The sequence below is a fragment of the Burkholderia sp. KBS0801 genome (assembly GCF_005937855.2).
Classification (GTDB): Bacteria; Pseudomonadota; Gammaproteobacteria; order Burkholderiales; family Burkholderiaceae; genus Burkholderia; species Burkholderia ambifaria.
In genome coordinates this window covers 1,997,788-2,014,470 of sequence record NZ_CP042178.1, presented here as the reverse complement: position 1 = coordinate 2,014,470, position 16,683 = coordinate 1,997,788, and the positions used below count along the sequence as shown (strand labels likewise).

The following is a 16,683-nucleotide window of genomic DNA, read 5'->3' as shown; positions in this document are numbered from 1 at the left end:
CGCTTGCCCGCGACAACGGCGGGCCGCGTATCCGGACGCACATCGTCGATCCGGACGCGACGCCCGGATCGACGCGCACAGGTTCCGGGCGGGCGTTCGAAATCATCCGCGCCCGGAACCGCACCGCTCAGCGCACGGTCAGCGCGCGAAATCCGACGTGCTCTGGATGAACGTGTTCAGCTTCGAGATGTTCACGCTGCCGAAGCCCGTCGTCGCGTCCCAGCCGGCCTTTGCGTTGTAGCCGTACGATCCGCTGCCGTTGTTGCCGGACGTCACGTCGTGCAGCAGGGCCGCGTTGCTCGGAAAGTACTTGTAGATGCTCGACGCCGGGAAGCCGAGCGCGTTGTTGTTCGCCGATTGCAGCCGTGCCCAGATGCCGGTGAAGATCGGCGCGGCGAGGCTCGTGCCCCCTTCGTTGTTCAGGTAGCCCGAGCCCCACAGCGTATCTGACGTCTGGCCGTTCACCACGAGAATCGCGCCGGTGCGCAGGTCGGCGTCGAAGCCGACGTCCGGCAGCGCGCGCTTGGTCGACCCGGTGAGGCTCGACGACTGCCACGACGGCGCGGCTTCGTATTTGCTGTAGCCGCCGCCCGTCGACCACACGGTGCCCTGCTGCCAGCTCGGATCGTTCCACACGATTTCGCTGTTGTACGCGTTGGTCGACGTATTGGTGAACAGCGTCGTGCCGCCCACCGCGATCACGTAAGGCGACGTCGCGGGTTCGCTCACCGTGTAGGTCGAGCGCGATGGCTTGCCGCTCGCGCATTCGTATGCGCCGTGGTCGCCGGCCGACACCGAAAAGGTCTGCCCCTGCGCGACCGCCTGCTTGAAGATCGTGTCGTCGGTCGCCTGAGAGCCGGTGCTGTACGCGGACGATTCGCACACGCCGAGCGACACGTTGATGACCTTCGCGACGTTGTCGCTCACCGCCTTGTTGTACGCGGCGGTGATCGCCGTAAGCGTCATCGACGGCGCCACGTAAAACACGACCTGTTTCACGCTGCCGCCGGCAGTGCCGACGATCGACTGGCTGTCGAGGTTCCATTCGACGGTGCCGGATGTATCGGTGTACGAACTGCCTGACGGCCCTGTGTGGACGACGCTGCTGCTGATCGTGCCGAGGCCGTTGGTCGCGGCGAACGTGTTGAGGTCGCTGACCGTCTGCGACAGGTCGCCTTCGGAAATGATGCCGACCGTGGTCTGCGAGGCCGTCGGCGTACCGTCGCCGCCATAAAGCGACGAGAACTCGGTCGGGTTGTGCGGCACCGCGGATGCGCCCGCCGGGATCGTCAGGTTGCTGGTGTTGCCTTGCGGCTTGCTGCCCGCGCCGGTATGCATGAGCTCGACGTTCTGCAGGCCGAGCACGGCGCCGACGATCCCGCCGATCGCGTTCGGCACCTGCGCGGCGTCGGTGTTCGCGTAGACGCTGCGGCCGTTGTGCGTGAAGCGTTTGAGCGTCGTGCGGAACGCCGACTTGATTGTTGCCGCGGTGCCGGATGCCGACACGAGCAGGCGGTTCGACGCGACCACGATGTTGACGAAGCCGGCCTTGCGCAGGTGCGCGACGACGGAGGCGACCTGCTGGTCGGTCGGCGCGTACTGCGCGGCGAATTGCGCCGGCGTGAGGAACTGCTTGTAGTGCGGCGAGCCGGGCGTATGCAGGTCGCGCAGGTACTGGTCGAGTTGCGCTTCGTTGCGCAGGTTCAAACCGAGCACGATGTCCACCGCTTCGCCGGGCGCCATCTCGGTGGCAGTCGCGGCAGCGGCGGCGGTGCTGGCCGCCGGTGCGCCGGCGGTACTGCTGCTTTCACCCTGCTGGACGAGCGGCAGGAATCCCTTGGTGCGCGTTTCCGTCCAGCCGGCGGCCGGTGCGGCATGGACAGCCGTCATGCCGAACGAAGCGGCTGCCGCGGCGGCGAACGCGAGCTTGACGATGCGGATGTGCTTTTGTTTCTTGTCTGCAACCTGATTCATTTTGAATTACCCCTCCGGTTGAACATCGAACGGCATGAACAACAACAGTCGACAGCGGCGCGGATCGTGTGCCGCCGATATCCGCCGCGCTCGCGCGGATGGCGCGGACGCGACGGGGCCTTTCGCCCGGGCCGGAAAGGTGGTGACCTCCGGGAGCGAAATGCTGGAATGCCAGGTAGTGGTGGCGCTGCGCCGCGTTGCGGGCGGGCCAGCGGGCTTGATGCAGGCGGGATGGCTAGAGCAACAGCTTCGGTGTCCTGCTCATTCGGTTCGGTCCTTCGGCCCGCTGCCGGACGGCAGCTGCCCAATGAAAATGCATCGGGATGTTGCATGCGCCGACGGATGAGAGGCGGTCGGCGGCGAGAACTTCGGTGCGGCGGAAGCGAAATGCGTCGAGCGGAATCGATTGCGTGGTTTGCAATGTGTCAGATTGCTTGCATCGGACGGTATCAAGAACGAAAGTTCGGTGTCAAACTTTTTCTGATTATATGAAACAAAATTAAATGAATTAAGCTGAAATGCTTTTGAAAAGATCGGGGGTGTTTTGTAATTTTAGAAACCCGATTTGGTTGTAATCGCAACTTCATCGGCCGGATCATTCGCGGTTCGAATCGTAATGGGCGAACCGTTGTGGAAGAAACATTCGAATCGTCGATGCCGGCGCCATCAACGAACTTTGCCGGGCGAGCGACCGGCGCATGTCACCCCGCGTTCGTCTGCCAGCCGAGCCCGAGGCTCTTCTGCAGCGACACGTAATCCTTGATGAGTTCGGCCTTTCCAGCGATCACGTTCTGCTGCGCGGCGAGCGCCTCGCGCTGCGTATCGAGCAGATCGATCGTCGATGCGACGCCCGCGCGATAGCGCTGGTCCATCAACGTGGCCGAATGTGTGGCCGACGTCTGCACCTTGGTGAGCGCGACCACATGTTCGCGCTGGTGTCCGTAGCGCTGCAGCGCCGTGTTCGCGTCCTGCAATGCGCCGAGCACCGCTTTCCGGTAATTGGCCTGCGCTTCGTCGCGCGACGCTTCGGCCGCCCGTATTGCGCCGCGCGTGCGGCCGAAGTCGAGAATGTTCCATTGCAGATACGGCGCGCCGACCCATGTGAAATTCTGCTTGCGGAACAGGTGGCCGGGGTCCGTCGCGCTGAAGCCGAGATCGCCGAGCAGCGTCACCTTCGGGAAATAGTCGGCGATGTGCTCGCCGATCTGCGCATTGCTCGACGCGAGCCTGCGCTCGGCCGCGCGGATGTCGGGGCGCTGCTTGAGCAGCACGGCCGGATCGCCGACCTGCACGCTGCCGGGTAGCGTCGGCAGCGGCGCGCCCGATGCCGACAGCGCGGCATCGAGCGCACCGGGCGCGCGGCCGGTCAGGATCGCGAGCCGGTCGAGCGACTCCGTCACCTGCGCATCGAGCGGGATCACCGACGCGCGCGTGGTTTCGACCTGCGTCGTCAGGCGTTCGATGTCCACATCGGCCGCGACGCCGCGCGCGCGGCGCTGCTGCGTGAGCTCGAGCATCTGTTGTTGCAGTTCTGCGGTGCGCTGCGACAGCGCGAGCCGTTGCTGCTGGTCGCGCAGGTCGACGTACGCGGTCGCCACTTCGGCGGCGATCGACACCTGCGTGTCGGCGAGGTCGGCGTCGACGGCTTCCGCCTGCGCGGACGCCGCCTCGACCGCGCGGCGCGTGCCGCCGAACAGATCGATTTCCCAGGTCGCGTCGAAGCCGACCGAATAGAGCTGCAACGGGCCCGAGCCGCCCAGCGACGGCGATGAACCGTCCGACTGGTTCGAGTTGCCGGGCGGCAGCAACGAGCCGAGCGCGCTGACGTCCGGCTCGCGCGCGCGGATCGCGGCGACGGTGGCCGACGATTTCGGCAACTGGGCGGCGCGCCGTTGCGACAGCTGCGCGCGCGACGCGCGCAACCGGGCCTGCGCGGCTTGCAGATCGGGGTTGTGCGCCAGCGCGGCGGCGATGAGGTCGTCGAGCTGGCGATCGCCGAGCGCATGCCACCACGCACTCGGCGCGGGCGTGTTGGAGTCGACGCCGGTGGCCGGCGCACGCACGAAGGTCGGCGCGTCGGGTGCCGCGGGTGCGCCGCGATAGTCGGGGCCGACGGTACAGCCGGCGAGCAGGCAAGCGGCTGCGCACAGCGTGAGCGCGGGGCGGCGGGGCAGGGAGAAGGGCTTCATCGTGTAAGACGGGTCAATGGCCGGACGACATCGGCTGCGGAGCGCGCGGCGTCTTCAGCAGCAGCGCGAGCGGCACGCACGCGAGCAGCGCGAGACCCAGCAGGTAGAAGGTTTCGGAATAGGTCATCACGATGGCCTGGATCTGGATCTGCTGCGCGAGCTGGCCCAGCGCACGCAGATGCGAATACGCGAGGTCGCCGGTGTGCGCGAACCAGTTCGCCGCATAGGCCGACAACCGTTCCTGCCCGATCAGCGAATTGGCGCTGACCGATTCGCGCAGCGCGGCCGCATGGAAGGTCGTGCGCCGGTCGATCACGGTGCCGATGATCGCGAGCCCGATCGAGCCGCCGAGGTTGCGCGCCATGTTGTAGAGCCCGGCCGCGTCGCCCGAGTCCTCGCGCGCGACGGCGGCCATCGACGCCTGGTTCAGCGGCATCATCGCGAGCATCTGCGCGACGCCGCGAATCAGCTGCGACCACACGAAATCATGGCCGACGCTCTGCGCGGTCAGGCCGATGTCGAGCATGCAGCTCAGGCAGAACAGCAGCAGCCCCGAGATCACGAGAACGCGGAAGTCGACCTTGCCGAGCAGGTGCGGCAGGATCGGCATCACGAGAAACGCGGGCAGGCCCGACAGCAGCATGATCGCGCCCGCCTGCTCGGCGTTGTAGCCCGCGACGATCGCGAGGAACTGCGGCAGCAGGTACGACACGCCGTACAGCCCGGCGCCCACCGCGGACACGATCACGATCACGCTCGCATAGCGCGGATTGCGCATCAGCGACAGGCGCATGATCGGCCGCTGCGCGAACCGCTGCGACAACGCGATCAGGATCATCCCGGCAAGCGACACGCAGCTCAGCGTGACGATCATCTGCGACTCGAACCAGCGTTCGCGCTGGCCTTCCTCGAGCACCACGGTCAGCGAGCTCAGCCCGATCGCGAGGCCCGCGATCCCGAGCCAGTCCGCGTTGAAGAACGTGTTCCATTGCGGACGGTCGGACGGCAGCCCGAACACCAGCAGCGCCATCAGCAGCAGGCACACCGGCAGGTTCAGGAAGAAGCACCAGCTCCAGCTGACGTTCTCCGCGAGCCAGCCGCCGAGCACGGGGCCGAACAGCGGGCCGAGCAGCACGATCAGCCCGAACAGCGTCATCCCAACCGGCAGCTGCGACAGCGGCAGCCGCGTGCGGATGATGGTTTGCGCGGTGGGGATCAGCGCGCCGCCCGTGAAGCCCTGGCCGATGCGCCCGGCGATCATCATCGCAAGCGAATTCGACCAGCCGCACATCATCGAGAAGGCGATGAACAGCGCGGCGTTCGTCAGCAGGAAGTTGCGTAGCCCGAACACGCGCGTGAGCCACGCGGCGAGCGGGATCATCACGATTTCCGACATCAGGTAGCCGGTCGAGATCCACGTGCCCTCGGTGCCGGTCGCGCCGATTTCGCCCTGGATCTGCGGCAGCGCGGAGTTCGTGATCGAGATGTCGAGCGTCGCCATCAGCGCGCCGAGCGCGCCGGCGGCGACCGCGATCCAGTCGGTGACGCTCGCGCGGCCTTCGTGAGGCGGCGCGGGCGGGGTGGCGGCGGTATCAGCCATGGCGTTTCTCGTTGTCGTCCGGGCGCGTGTCGACGTCGACGGTCACGGACAGCCCCGGCAACAGCATGCGTGGCGCACGCGCGTTCGCGCCGAGGCGGATGCGCACCGGCACGCGCTGCACGATCTTCGTGAAGTTGCCGGTCGCGTTTTCGGGCGGCAGCAGCGCGAATTGCGCGCCGGTGCCCGGTGCGAAGCTGTCGACGGTGCCGCTGAGCGTGTCGTCCGGCAGCGCGTCGACGTGCAGTTCGACGGGCTGGCCGATGCGCATCCGGCCGATCTGCGTTTCCTTGAAGTTCGCGACGACGTAGATCGCGTCCACCGGCACGACGGTCAGCAGGCGCGTGCCGGGCTGCACGTACTGGCCGACGCGCACCGTGCGGTCGCCGACGCGGCCGTCGAGCGTGCTGCGCACGATCGTGTTGTCGAGGTCGAGCCGTGCCTGCGCCGCGCTGGCCTGCGCGGCTTCGAGCTGCGCGCGCGCCTGCTGCAGCTGCGCGGTGAACGACGCGATCTGCGTGCGGGCGGCGGCGATCGACGCGGTGTTCGCGGCGAGCGTCGCGGCGGCCTGGTCGCGCGTGCTCTTCAGGTCGGCCACGCGCTCGTGCGTTTCGGCGCCGGTCGCCGCGAGCGGCGCGTAGCGTGCGTATTCGTCGCTTGCGTGCCGTGCGTTGATCTGCGATACCTTCGCCTGCGCTTCGGCCTGCTCGAGGTTCGCGCGCTGCTGGCTGATGTCGGCTTCCGCGCGCGCGATGTCGGCGCGGCGCGCGTCGACGGTCGCGGTCGACTGCGCGAGCGCCACCTGGTACTGGCGGATGTCGAGCCGCACGAGCGGGTCGCCGGCCTTGACCACCTGGTTGTCGCGCACGTATACGTCGGTCACGTAACCGGCGACCTTCGGCGCGGCCGTCATGTTGTCGGCCTGCAGATAGGCGTCGTTGGTGCTTTCGATGAAGCGGCCGACCGTCCACCAGCGGCCCAGCGACACGGCGCCGCCGATTGCCGCGACCACGGCGACGGCGATCAGGATGTGCCGCCGCCTCGAACCGACGTTGCGTGGCGATGCGGTTCCCTGACGATTTTCTTTCAGTGACGGAGGTTGCGACGTCGACATGAGGTCATCCAATTTATTCCAGGCGGACGAATTATTCCAGTCGGTAAAAATCTGTCAAGTAGAATGTGGTTCGATCGAGTGACGAGGAAGGCATGAACGAAGCGAAGAAGCTGCGCCGTACGTCGACGGGCGGCTACGCGCGCGGCGACGAGACGCGTCAGCGAATCATCGATGCGGCGATCGAGCTGTTCGGCGAACACGGATTCGCGGGCGCATCGACGCGCGACATCGCCGCGAAGGCCGGCGTGAACGCGCCGGCGCTGCAGTACTACTTCGAGAACAAGGAAGGCGTGTACCGCGCTTGCGTCGAGGCGATGGCCGAGCTCGGCTGGAGCGTGCTCGGGCCGGCGGTCGAGCATGCGCGTGCGGCGCTCGACGCGGAGGCGGACGTCGACGCGCTGATCGACGCGTTCATCGGCATCCTGCGCACGCTGGCCGACCGGATCTTCACGGTGCCGAAGACGCTGGGGCAACGGATGTTCTTCGCACGCGAGCAGGTCGGGCAGGAGCCGGCAGGCGCGACCGACATTCTGATGAAGCGCGTGCGCAAACCGCTGAACGACGTGAGCGCCGAACTGGTCGGCCGGATCTCGGGGCGGCCGGCCGACGACCCTGTCACGCGGTTGCGCACGATGAGCCTGTTCGGGCAGTTGACGGTGTTCCACCTCGTGCAGCGCTCGGCACTGCAGTTGCTCGACTGGGACGGGTTCGACGGTGAAGGCGGCGCGCTGCTGATGGCGACGATCGCCGACCAGACGCGCGTGCTGCTCGAACATTGGCATGCGCAGCGCGGTGCCATCACCGACGAAGCGCCGCTCGCCTTACCGCGCGGCGCGGGCGCGAAACGCACGGCGAAGCCTGCTGTATCGACCGCCGCCGCGAAGCGCGTGCCGCGCGCGAAGAAGCCGGCGGCACGCTGAGCGGCATGCGCGATCAGTTCGGCTTGCGTTCCGGCGGCGGCGCGGGACGCGTGTCGGCGGCAGGCATGTCGGCGGCATCGCCGTCGTATTCGGGGCCCACGGGTCGCGAACCTTCGTCATACGCGACGAGGCTGCGCTGCGGATTCGCGATCCGGATCCCGCGTTCGCGGAACATCACCGCGATCCGCCGGTTGAACTCGCGCTGCACGCCCCAGCGTGCCGAGTCCTTGCACTGGATCTGGCCTGCCAGCGCGATCATCGCGCCGTCGACCTGGTCGATGCCCCAGTAGCTGAAATCCGACAGGATGCCGTCCTTGTAGTTCGGGTCGTCGCGCAGCGCGGCGGCGATCTCTTTCAGCGTCGCGATTGCGAGATCGATGTCCTGGCCGTAAGCGATGCTGACCTTGACGGCCGCGTTGCCGAGCCCGCGGTTCGTGTTGTTGACGGTCGTCACCGAGCTGAACGGGATCGTGTACAGCGACCCGTCGCCCGCGCGCAGCCGCACGGTGCGGATCGACAGGTATTCGACCGTGCCCGACACGCCGGCGAGCGTGACCCAGTCACCCACCTGCATCGCGTTCTCCATCAGCAGGAAGATCCCGGTGATGAAATCCTGCACGAGCTTCTGCGAGCCGAAGCCGAGCGCGACGCCGAAGATGCTGGCGCCCGCGAGCAGCGGGCCGATGTTCACGCCGATTTCGCTGAGGCCCGTCAGCACGACGACGAGCGCGATCAGGATGAACAGCAGCGAACGCAGCATCGGCAGCAGCGTGCGCAACCGCGCCGCGCGCACGAGGTTGCCTTCGCGCGTCCATAGCTGCAGGCGCCGCTCGATCGCGATGTTCGCGGCTTCCCATACGAGCAGCGCGACGACGGCCGCGATCGCGATCGTGATCAGCGCCGACGCGAGCCGATGGCCGATCGTGCCGGTCCCGAACGCATGGAAGATCGGCACGCCCCAGGTTTGCAGCAAAAGCACGACGGTCACGACGGCGATCACCGCCGACACGATCTGACGCATCAGCGGGTAGTAGCGGTACGCGTGCAGGTGGACGATCGTGCGATCGTCGTCGCGGCGCTGGAACAGCCGCGCGAGTGCGCCGAACACGACGATCGACACGATCCGCATGCCGACCATCACGGCGATCGAGCGGCCGCCGAGCGTGATCAGCACGCGGTAGCCGTTGTGGACGTCGAGCGCCCACACGAACCACAACGCCATCACGACGAACACCGCCACGGGCGCCCACGCGTCGGCGAGCGCGTTGCCGATCACCGCGAAGGCCGGCCGCTCGTCGCCGGCCGCGCGAATGCGCGCGGCGACCGGCTGGCGGCACCGCAGGATCAGCGCCGAGATCATCAGGTGGCCGACGAGCGCGACGGCTTTAAGCAGCGCGACGTGGCCGGCGTCGCTGAGGCCGAAGCTGCCGGCGAGCTCGACCGCGGCGGTGCAGGCGCCGAGGACGATCGCGATGCGCGCGATCGAGCGCTGCGCGAACGCGGCCCAGGCATCGCTGATGTGCAGCAGCCGCAGCTGCGGCGCATCGGGCTGGAAGAACAGCCGGCTGCCGATCGTCACGAGGCGGCAGATCACGTAGATGTCGATCAGCGATTCGAGTGCGATTTCGGTGGGCGTGCCGGCGTCGTCCAGCAACGACATCGTCAGGCTCGCGACGCCGACGAACACCAGCAGCGGCACGACCCGCAGCGCGAGGCTGATCAGCGCGCGCGGCATCCGGCGCAGCAGCGTGGTGTTGCGCCGCGCATGACCGCGGCCTTGCGACAACGTATCGGGCCTGCCGGTGCCGTCCGCCCGGGCGGCGGCGTCGACCGTCGAGGCTGGCGGCGCGTGGTCGTCCAGGCCGGGCGGCTCGGACCCGGCGGGTTCGGCTGGCTCGGCGGGCTCGTCTTCGGCCACGCGCGACGATTCGGCGCGACGCGCGCTCAGCGCCGCCAGCGCGCGCCGCAGCAGCCGCCTCGCGAACCATTCGATGACGAACGCCGGCACGAGCACGGCGAGGATGATCCCGAGCGCGCGCGTGAGGTCCGCACGTGCATCGGCGCGGACCAGCCGCTCGTGCCACCAGTTGCCCACCGAGCCCACATCGAGCAGCGAGCTCAGCGATTCGCGCAGCGCGCCGCCGATCTGGGCGGCCCAGCGCGATCCCTGCCGGACGACCAGCGATGCGAGCCCGTTCGTCGTGAGCGCGGCGGGCGCGGCGGCAGCCGATGCCGCGCTGGCAGGCGCCGCGCCGCTCGCCGGCAGCGCGGGCGTGCTCAGCACGCCGACGGCCGCGATCGCGCGCAACGTGGTTTCGACCTGTTCGCGCTCGCGCGGGTTTTGCAGGACGGAGAGCGCCTGCTGCGCCTGTTGCGGCGTCAGCGCGGGCACGGCGCCAGAGGCGGCCGATGCGGCGGCATGGGCGGGAGCGGCCGCGTGGGCGGCCGAGACGACGGCCGCGAGCAGCCAACCGAGCAGGAAATGTCGCATGAGTAGGCGTGCGGGCGCGCGTCGAAGCGTGGCCCGCCGGTCTGGACGATGGACGGAAGTTAACATGATCGCGAGCGCCGCCGAATAGTTCCGTCGATGAATATTCGATTCGGGCATACCGCATCGGGCATGCTGCATGCGGATTCCTGACGAATCAGCCTGGCTCGTCGTGAAAGACCGGCAGCACGTGCTCGGCGAGTTCCTCGATGACCTCGCGCACCGGCCGGTCCGAGCCGGGATTCAGCGTGACATGGTGCGTGCCGGCCGCGCGCATGTCCCGCAGAATGCCGATCAGCGCGTTGCGTCCGGTTGCATAACCGAGCGACAGCGCGGTGGCCGGCGCATCGCGATTCGCATCGAGATCGAGCCGCATCGACACGCCGAACGCGCGAAAGGCCGGTTGTGCGAGCCGCTCGACCGCCGCTCGCCACATCGAATGGCGCGCACGCTGCGTGTCCGGATCGCGGTGGTACGTCATCCAGCCGATCGCGTTCCGTGCGATCCAGTCGACGCTTTGTCCGCCGGAGCCGACCGCAAGCATCGGCACCGCGTCATCGCCGCGCGGCAGCAGCGTGAAGTCGGGTGCGTCGGGCGGCGTTTCGTCGGGCAGCACGCGGGACGGCACGGCGAGCGCGGCCGCGACGATGTCCCAATGCCGGCGATACCGGTCGCGCCGCGTTTGCGCGTCGACGCCGAACGCCGCATATTCGGGCGGCCGGTCGCCGGAGCCGAGGCCGAGGATGAAGCGTCCGCCGGACAGCGTCGCGACCGACAGCGCGCCCTTCGCGACATGCAGCGGATGACGCAGCGGTAGCACGATCGCGCCGCTCGCCAGCACGATCCGGCGCGTGCGCGCCGCGAGCGCGCCGAGCAGCACCCACGGATCGAGATGCCCGACCGGGTCGGGATAGTCGGCGCTGTTCAGCGGCACGTCGCGAATCCACAGCGCGCGAAAACCGAGCGAATCGGCGAGCGCCGCGAGTTCGAGCTGCTCGTTGAAATCCGCGATGGTGTGACCGCTGCGCAGCAGCGGCAACGTCAGGCCGATCGATAGTCGCTCGGCCGAGAAGACGCGATGCGCGACGTCGGCGCGGTCGAAGGCGGGCAGGGGCATGTCCATTCCTTGAAGACGGGGGCGAAGCGCTCGCGCCCCGTACGGTGTCCGAATGCTAACGTGTTCGCGATGTTCGCGACGCGATCCGCAGCGTCGTGTTGCGCGGCGTGAGACCGAGGCGCTGGCACGCGCCGCCCGGTTCGGCGCCGACGACCAACCGCCGCGCGATGAACTCGGCCAGCGTCGGGCGATTGTAAGCAGATCGTCGGCATCGTGCAGGCGCGAGCGTACGGCAGGCGCACGCGTCCCCACTGCCGCGACGCCGGCGTCGATCGCGCGGGCCCTTTCCCGTCGCTTCACTTTCGAAACATTCACGCATTTCCATTGGCGTGCGATTTGCATCGGGGTCATTTCATCGGCCCGCGCAGCCTTGCGCAGTGAAGCATGGTGCGCTCCTTGCATATCTGTATGTGCCGTGAGCGCGATCGCGGGTGCAGCAAGGGCCGGGCGATCGCTTCAGTGGGTCGGACGTACAGAAGACGGGGACAACAGAATGAAAACAGACCGAATCGCAACGCGCCGTGTTGCAAACATGAATCGCCGACCTGCCCGTGACTTCGCGTCGCCGTTGATTGCGGCGACGTGAGCGCGCGGCCTTCCATTCCATCCGAACCCACCGGATTCGTTCTGAACGACGACGTGCACGCGTGACGCGCGAGGCCGACGATTGTCGGTCGGTCGTCGGGGATGAACCGCCGGTGCATGCAGATGGCGACCATGACTTCCGGATCATCATGCCGACGCGCGAAACGCGGGCGCACCGCGCCCGACGCATGCGCGTGCGTGCCGCATGCGGTCCGGCGCGGCGCTCCGCGCAACATCAGGAAATCGAAGGTGTAGTTCCGGGGAAAGGTCCGCCGGCCGTGCCGCGGCGGATCCGATGACATTGTGCTGTCAGTTGATCCACTACCCCGATGGATCAATTGTTGAAGCGCCCGTCACCATGTGGTCGATGGGCGTCTTTTTTTGCGCGCCGGTCTCGTGCGCGGACCGCCGGCCCGATCGCGCGGCGTTCTGTATCATGTGCTGGCGCGCTGGCCGCCCGTGCGGTGCACGACCTGCCGCCGCGCCCGAACACGTGCCGCCAACATGAACGACACCACCTTGCACGACCCCTCATCCGCCAGCATCGATCCGGCCGCGCTCGATGCGCTGCACACGTTCGTCGAGCGCCATCCGCGGCTGCTTGTGCTGACCGGTGCCGGAATCAGCACGGATTCCGGCATTCCCGGCTATCGCGACCACAACGGTCAATGGATGCGCTCCCCGCCGATCCAGCTGCACGAATTCCTCGGTTCCGACGCGGCGCGCCGACGCTACTGGGCGCGCAGCATGATCGGCTGGCCGGTGGTCGGGCGCGCGCAGCCGAACCGCTCGCACGTCGCGCTCGCGCGGCTCGGCGGCGCCGGCCGGATCGAGCGCCTCGTCACGCAGAACGTCGACGGCTTGCACCAGCGCGCGGGCAGCGGCGACGTGATCGAACTGCATGGCGGCATCAACCATGTCACGTGCCTCGATTGCGGCGAGCATCACGCGCGCGCGATGATCCAGACCGTGCTCGAAACGGACAACCCGGCGCTGCTGGGCGCGCAGGCGGAGCCCGCCGCCGACGGCGACGCGCACCTCGAATGGGCCGCGCTCGACACGTTCCGCATTCCGGCCTGCCCGGCCTGCGGCGGGCTGCTGAAGCCTGCGGTGGTGTTCTTCGGCGAGAACGTGCCGCGCGAGCGCGTCGCGCTGGCGTCGCAGGCGCTCGATGCGGCCGATGCGCTGCTCGTCGTCGGCTCGTCGCTGATGGTGTATTCCGGCTATCGGTTCTGCGTGTGGGCGCAGGCGCGGAACAAGCCCGTCGCCGCGCTGAACCTCGGCCGCACGCGCGCCGATCCGATGCTGACGCTGAAGGTCGAGGCGCGTTGCGCGCCCGCGCTCGACGCGCTGAACGCGCGGCTGGGCGTTTGCGGCGGTGCGGCGGAGCACGCATCGTGACCGGGCCGACGTCTTCGCCCGATCCGTCCGCGCGGCTGTCGGCGCCGGCCGCCGAGCGCAATCGCGGGCCGATCCTCGATGTGCTGCGCCGCGTGCTGCCGGAGAGCGGCAGTGTGCTCGAGATCGCGAGCGGCACCGGGCAGCATGCGGTCCATTTCGCGCAGGCGCTGCCGGGGCTGCGCTGGCAGCCGAGCGATCCCGACGCGCACGCGCGCCGCTCGATCGCCGCGTGGGTCGCGCATGCGGGCCTCGCGAACCTGGCCGAGCCGCTGGCGTTCGACGTGCGCGATGCGTCGTGGCCGGCCGCGGCGCTCGACGCGATCGTCTGCATCAACATGATTCATATCTCGCCGTGGGCCTGCACCAATGCGCTGTTCGACGGCGCGTCGCGCGCGCTGCGCCCGGGCGGCGTGCTGTTCCTGTACGGCCCGTATCGCCGCGAAGGCCGGCACACGGCGCCGTCCAACGAAGCCTTCGACCAGCAGCTGCGCAGCCGCGACCCGTCGTGGGGCGTGCGCGATCTCGAGGCGGTCGTGGCGCTCGGCCTCGATCGCGGGCTCGACTGCATCGAGGTCATCGAGATGCCGGCGAACAACCTGAGCGTCGTGTTCCGCCGGCTGCCGCACGCGGAGCAATGACACGCCGGCGCGCATCGCGGCCGGGTTTCCACTATCCTTTCGCCTGTGCGCGCGGCCCGGTTCGGGTCGCGCCCCGTTTTTTCCGGAGAATTGAATAATGGGCAAACAAGCCATCGGTGTGATCGGGCTCGCGGTGATGGGCCGCAATCTCGCACTCAATATCGAGAGCCGCGGTCATGCGGTGTCGGTGTACAACCGCAGCCGCGCGAAAACCGACGAACTGATCGCCGAATTCCCCGGTCGCAATCTGGTACCGACCTATACGCTCGAGGAGTTCGTCGCGTCGCTCGAAACGCCGCGCCGGATCCTGATGATGGTGAAGGCCGGCGAAGCGACCGATGCGACGATCGCCTCGCTCAAGCCGCTGCTCGAGAAGGGCGACGTGCTGATCGACGGCGGCAATACGCATTTCACCGACACGATCCGCCGCAACCAGGAACTCGCGCAATCGGGCCTGCACTTCATCGGCACCGGCGTGTCGGGCGGCGAAGAGGGCGCGTTGCGCGGCCCGTCGATCATGCCCGGCGGCCAGCGCGACGCATACGACCTGGTCGAGCCGATCCTCAAGCAGATCGCCGCGAAGGCGCCGTCGGACGGCGAGCCGTGCGTCGCGTACATGGGCCCGGACGGTGCGGGCCACTACGTGAAGATGGTCCACAACGGGATCGAATACGGCGACATGCAGCTGATCGCCGAGAGCTATGCGGTGCTGAAGGACGTCGCGGGCCTGACCAACGACGAACTCGGCGCGGTGTACACCGAGTGGAACCAGGGCGAGCTCGACAGCTACCTGATCGAGATCACGTCGAAGATCTTCGGCAAGAAGGACGATGCAACCGGCAAGCACCTCGTCGACGTGATCCTCGATCGCGCCGCGCAGAAGGGCACCGGCAAGTGGACGAGCCAGAACGCGCTGGATCTGGGCGTGCCGCTGCCGCTCATCACCGAGTCGGTGTTCGCACGCGTGCTGTCGTCGCTGAAGACGGAGCGCGTCGCGGCCAGCAAGATCCTGTCGGGCCCGGCCGCAGCACCGTTCGACGGCGATCGTGCGGCGTTCATCGAAGCGGTGCGCCGCGCGCTGTACCTGAGCAAGGTGATCTCGTACGCACAAGGCTTCGCGCAGTTGCGCACGGCGTCGGAAGAGTACGGCTGGAGCCTCGACCTCGGGACGATCGCGAAGATCTTCCGCGCGGGCTGCATCATCCGCGCGCGCTTCCTGCAGAAGATCACGGACGCGTACGCGAAGGATCCGGCGCTCGCGAACCTGCTGCTCGACCCGTACTTCAAGGACATCGCCGCGAACTACCAGGCCTCGCTGCGCGACGTCGTGGTGGCCGCGGTGAAGGCCGGCGTGCCGGTGCCGGCGTTCGCGTCGGCGGTCGCGTACTTCGACAGCTACCGCTCCGAGCGGCTGCCGGCGAACCTTGTGCAGGCGCAGCGAGACTTCTTCGGCGCGCACACGTTCGAGCGCACCGACAAGCCGGGCAGCTTCCACGCGAACTGGTCGTAACGGGCTGCGAGGACGTATTGTTGCGAAAATCTATTCTTTGAGTAGGGTTTTTCGTTTCCGGATCCCGGAATTGTTGGCTCCGCGGAAACAGTGTTTTCGTTCTTTCATGGTTTTCCCTAGGTGATCTCCGGACTAAACTTTGATCAATCGCTGCAGACATGGTGTGTGCGGCGAAGCAAAAAATACCGGAGGTAATCATGAAATCGCTGATCGCAACGTTCGCTGCAGCTGCTGTCCTCGCCGTTCCCGCCGTGTCGTTTGCCCAACAGAACGCGCCCGTCACCCGTGCGCAGGTCAAGGCCGAGCTGGCCGAGCTGCAACAGGCCGGCTACAAGCTGGGCAGCGACCGTACCGACTACCCGGCAGGCATCCAGGCAGCTGAAGCCCGTCTGAGCCCGCAACAAAACGTCGCCGCTGCCGATACGAGCGGCTACGGCGCGCAATCGGCCGCCCAGCAAGAGTCGGGCGCTCCGGCAGCCGCCAAGACCGGCTGGCAAGTGAAGCGCGTGTCGGATGGCGCACCGGTCTACAAGGGTCGTTAATCGCCTTCGGTCGCCGGCCGCATGTGCGGCCTGAGCTGAGCCCGAGCAGTACACGCAGCCCGTCGTTCCGCATCACGGAACGACGGGCTGTTTTTCATTGGCGTCCGCCGCGTCAGTGCAGCGGCCGCGGGCCGCGGCCGATGTCCCGGAACAGCGCTTCGGCCGGTTCGAGCGCCTGCAGCCACGCTTCGTCGTAGCCACTCAGCGTGTCGAGCGCCTCGCGCAGCCGCTCGATTGCGAGCACCGGCAGCTCGACGCTGTGCCGGGTCGCGCCGCTCAGGTGCGTGACGCTCGCTAGCTGGACGAGGGCGTCCGCGGCTTCGGCGACGTCCGTCGCGAACACCAGGTGCCGGTTGAGCAATTCGACGAGGCCGCTGGAACCGGCGAAATCCTCGGCGTTGAGCTGCACGGACAGAAACGTCGCGTTGTTCATGTTGATCTCCTCTTTATTGGCGGATCGTGCGGTGCATCTCCGAGTATAGGAGGTGGCCGGCAACGGGGGCGGTGGCCGACTGGCCATCGCGGTCCGGCCGGCGGGAACCCGCCCGGACGCCCGCGCGGCGCGGCTTGCAGACGGTCGGCGGCCGGCCGGGGCGATGCAAGATTGT

Annotated in this window: 12 protein-coding genes; 5 read left to right on the top strand and 7 right to left on the bottom strand. The window is 67.9% G+C overall.

The window, feature by feature from the left end:
* Positions 1-138 precede the first annotated feature (138 nt).
* The 4 genes from FFI87_RS25905 to FFI87_RS25890 form a co-directional block, all read right to left on the bottom strand.
* On the bottom strand, positions 139-1,974 hold the full coding sequence (locus tag FFI87_RS25905) for a protease pro-enzyme activation domain-containing protein (RefSeq protein ID WP_138848552.1): 1,836 nt from the start codon (positions 1,972-1,974) through the stop codon (positions 139-141).
* A gap of 701 nt (positions 1,975-2,675) precedes the next feature.
* Entirely contained in the window at positions 2,676-4,163 is a 1,488-nt protein-coding gene (locus FFI87_RS25900; RefSeq protein WP_138848553.1) for an efflux transporter outer membrane subunit, read from the bottom strand.
* 13 nt (positions 4,164-4,176) lie between these two features.
* On the bottom strand, positions 4,177-5,763 hold the full coding sequence (locus FFI87_RS25895) for a DHA2 family efflux MFS transporter permease subunit (protein ID WP_138848554.1): 1,587 nt from the start codon (positions 5,761-5,763) through the stop codon (positions 4,177-4,179).
* The gene (locus FFI87_RS25890) at positions 5,756-6,874 is read right to left on the bottom strand and encodes an HlyD family secretion protein (protein WP_138848555.1); all 1,119 of its coding nucleotides are present in this window, start codon (positions 6,872-6,874) and stop codon (positions 5,756-5,758) included. Before FFI87_RS25890 ends, FFI87_RS25895 begins: the two co-directional genes overlap by 8 nt.
* A 92-nt stretch (positions 6,875-6,966) precedes the next feature.
* Here FFI87_RS25890 and FFI87_RS25885 point away from each other — a divergent pair, with 92 nt between their 5' ends.
* Positions 6,967-7,794 (top strand): CerR family C-terminal domain-containing protein, encoded by an 828-nt coding sequence (locus tag FFI87_RS25885; RefSeq protein ID WP_138848556.1) that lies wholly within the window; start codon positions 6,967-6,969, stop codon positions 7,792-7,794.
* Between the two features lie 13 nt (positions 7,795-7,807).
* Here the strand turns inward: FFI87_RS25885 and FFI87_RS25880 are convergent, their stop codons facing one another.
* A complete protein-coding gene (locus FFI87_RS25880) occupies positions 7,808-10,285 on the bottom strand; it encodes a mechanosensitive ion channel domain-containing protein (protein WP_138850174.1) in 2,478 nt (825 codons plus the stop codon).
* 154 nt (positions 10,286-10,439) lie between these two features.
* Entirely contained in the window at positions 10,440-11,399 is a 960-nt protein-coding gene (locus FFI87_RS25875) for an LLM class oxidoreductase (RefSeq protein WP_138848557.1), read from the bottom strand.
* Between the two features lie 1,089 nt (positions 11,400-12,488).
* Between FFI87_RS25875 and FFI87_RS25865 the strand changes: the two genes are divergently transcribed.
* The 4 genes from FFI87_RS25865 (at position 12,489) to FFI87_RS25850 (ending at position 16,075) form a co-directional block, all read left to right on the top strand.
* On the top strand, positions 12,489-13,385 hold the full coding sequence (locus tag FFI87_RS25865; protein WP_138848558.1) for an NAD-dependent protein deacetylase: 897 nt from the start codon (positions 12,489-12,491) through the stop codon (positions 13,383-13,385).
* A complete protein-coding gene (locus tag FFI87_RS25860) occupies positions 13,382-14,023 on the top strand; it encodes a DUF938 domain-containing protein (protein ID WP_012365654.1) in 642 nt (213 codons plus the stop codon). Before FFI87_RS25865 ends, FFI87_RS25860 begins: the two co-directional genes overlap by 4 nt.
* A 97-nt stretch (positions 14,024-14,120) precedes the next feature.
* Entirely contained in the window at positions 14,121-15,533 is a 1,413-nt protein-coding gene (gene gndA / locus FFI87_RS25855) for an NADP-dependent phosphogluconate dehydrogenase (RefSeq protein WP_006760524.1), read from the top strand.
* Positions 15,534-15,730: 197 nt separating this feature from the next.
* A complete protein-coding gene (locus tag FFI87_RS25850) occupies positions 15,731-16,075 on the top strand; it encodes a DUF4148 domain-containing protein (RefSeq protein ID WP_006754857.1) in 345 nt (114 codons plus the stop codon).
* A gap of 112 nt (positions 16,076-16,187) precedes the next feature.
* Here FFI87_RS25850 and FFI87_RS25845 read toward each other — a convergent pair whose 3' ends face one another.
* On the bottom strand, positions 16,188-16,508 hold the full coding sequence (locus FFI87_RS25845) for a hypothetical protein (RefSeq protein ID WP_012365656.1): 321 nt from the start codon (positions 16,506-16,508) through the stop codon (positions 16,188-16,190).
* Between the last annotated feature and the right edge of the window lie 175 nt (positions 16,509-16,683).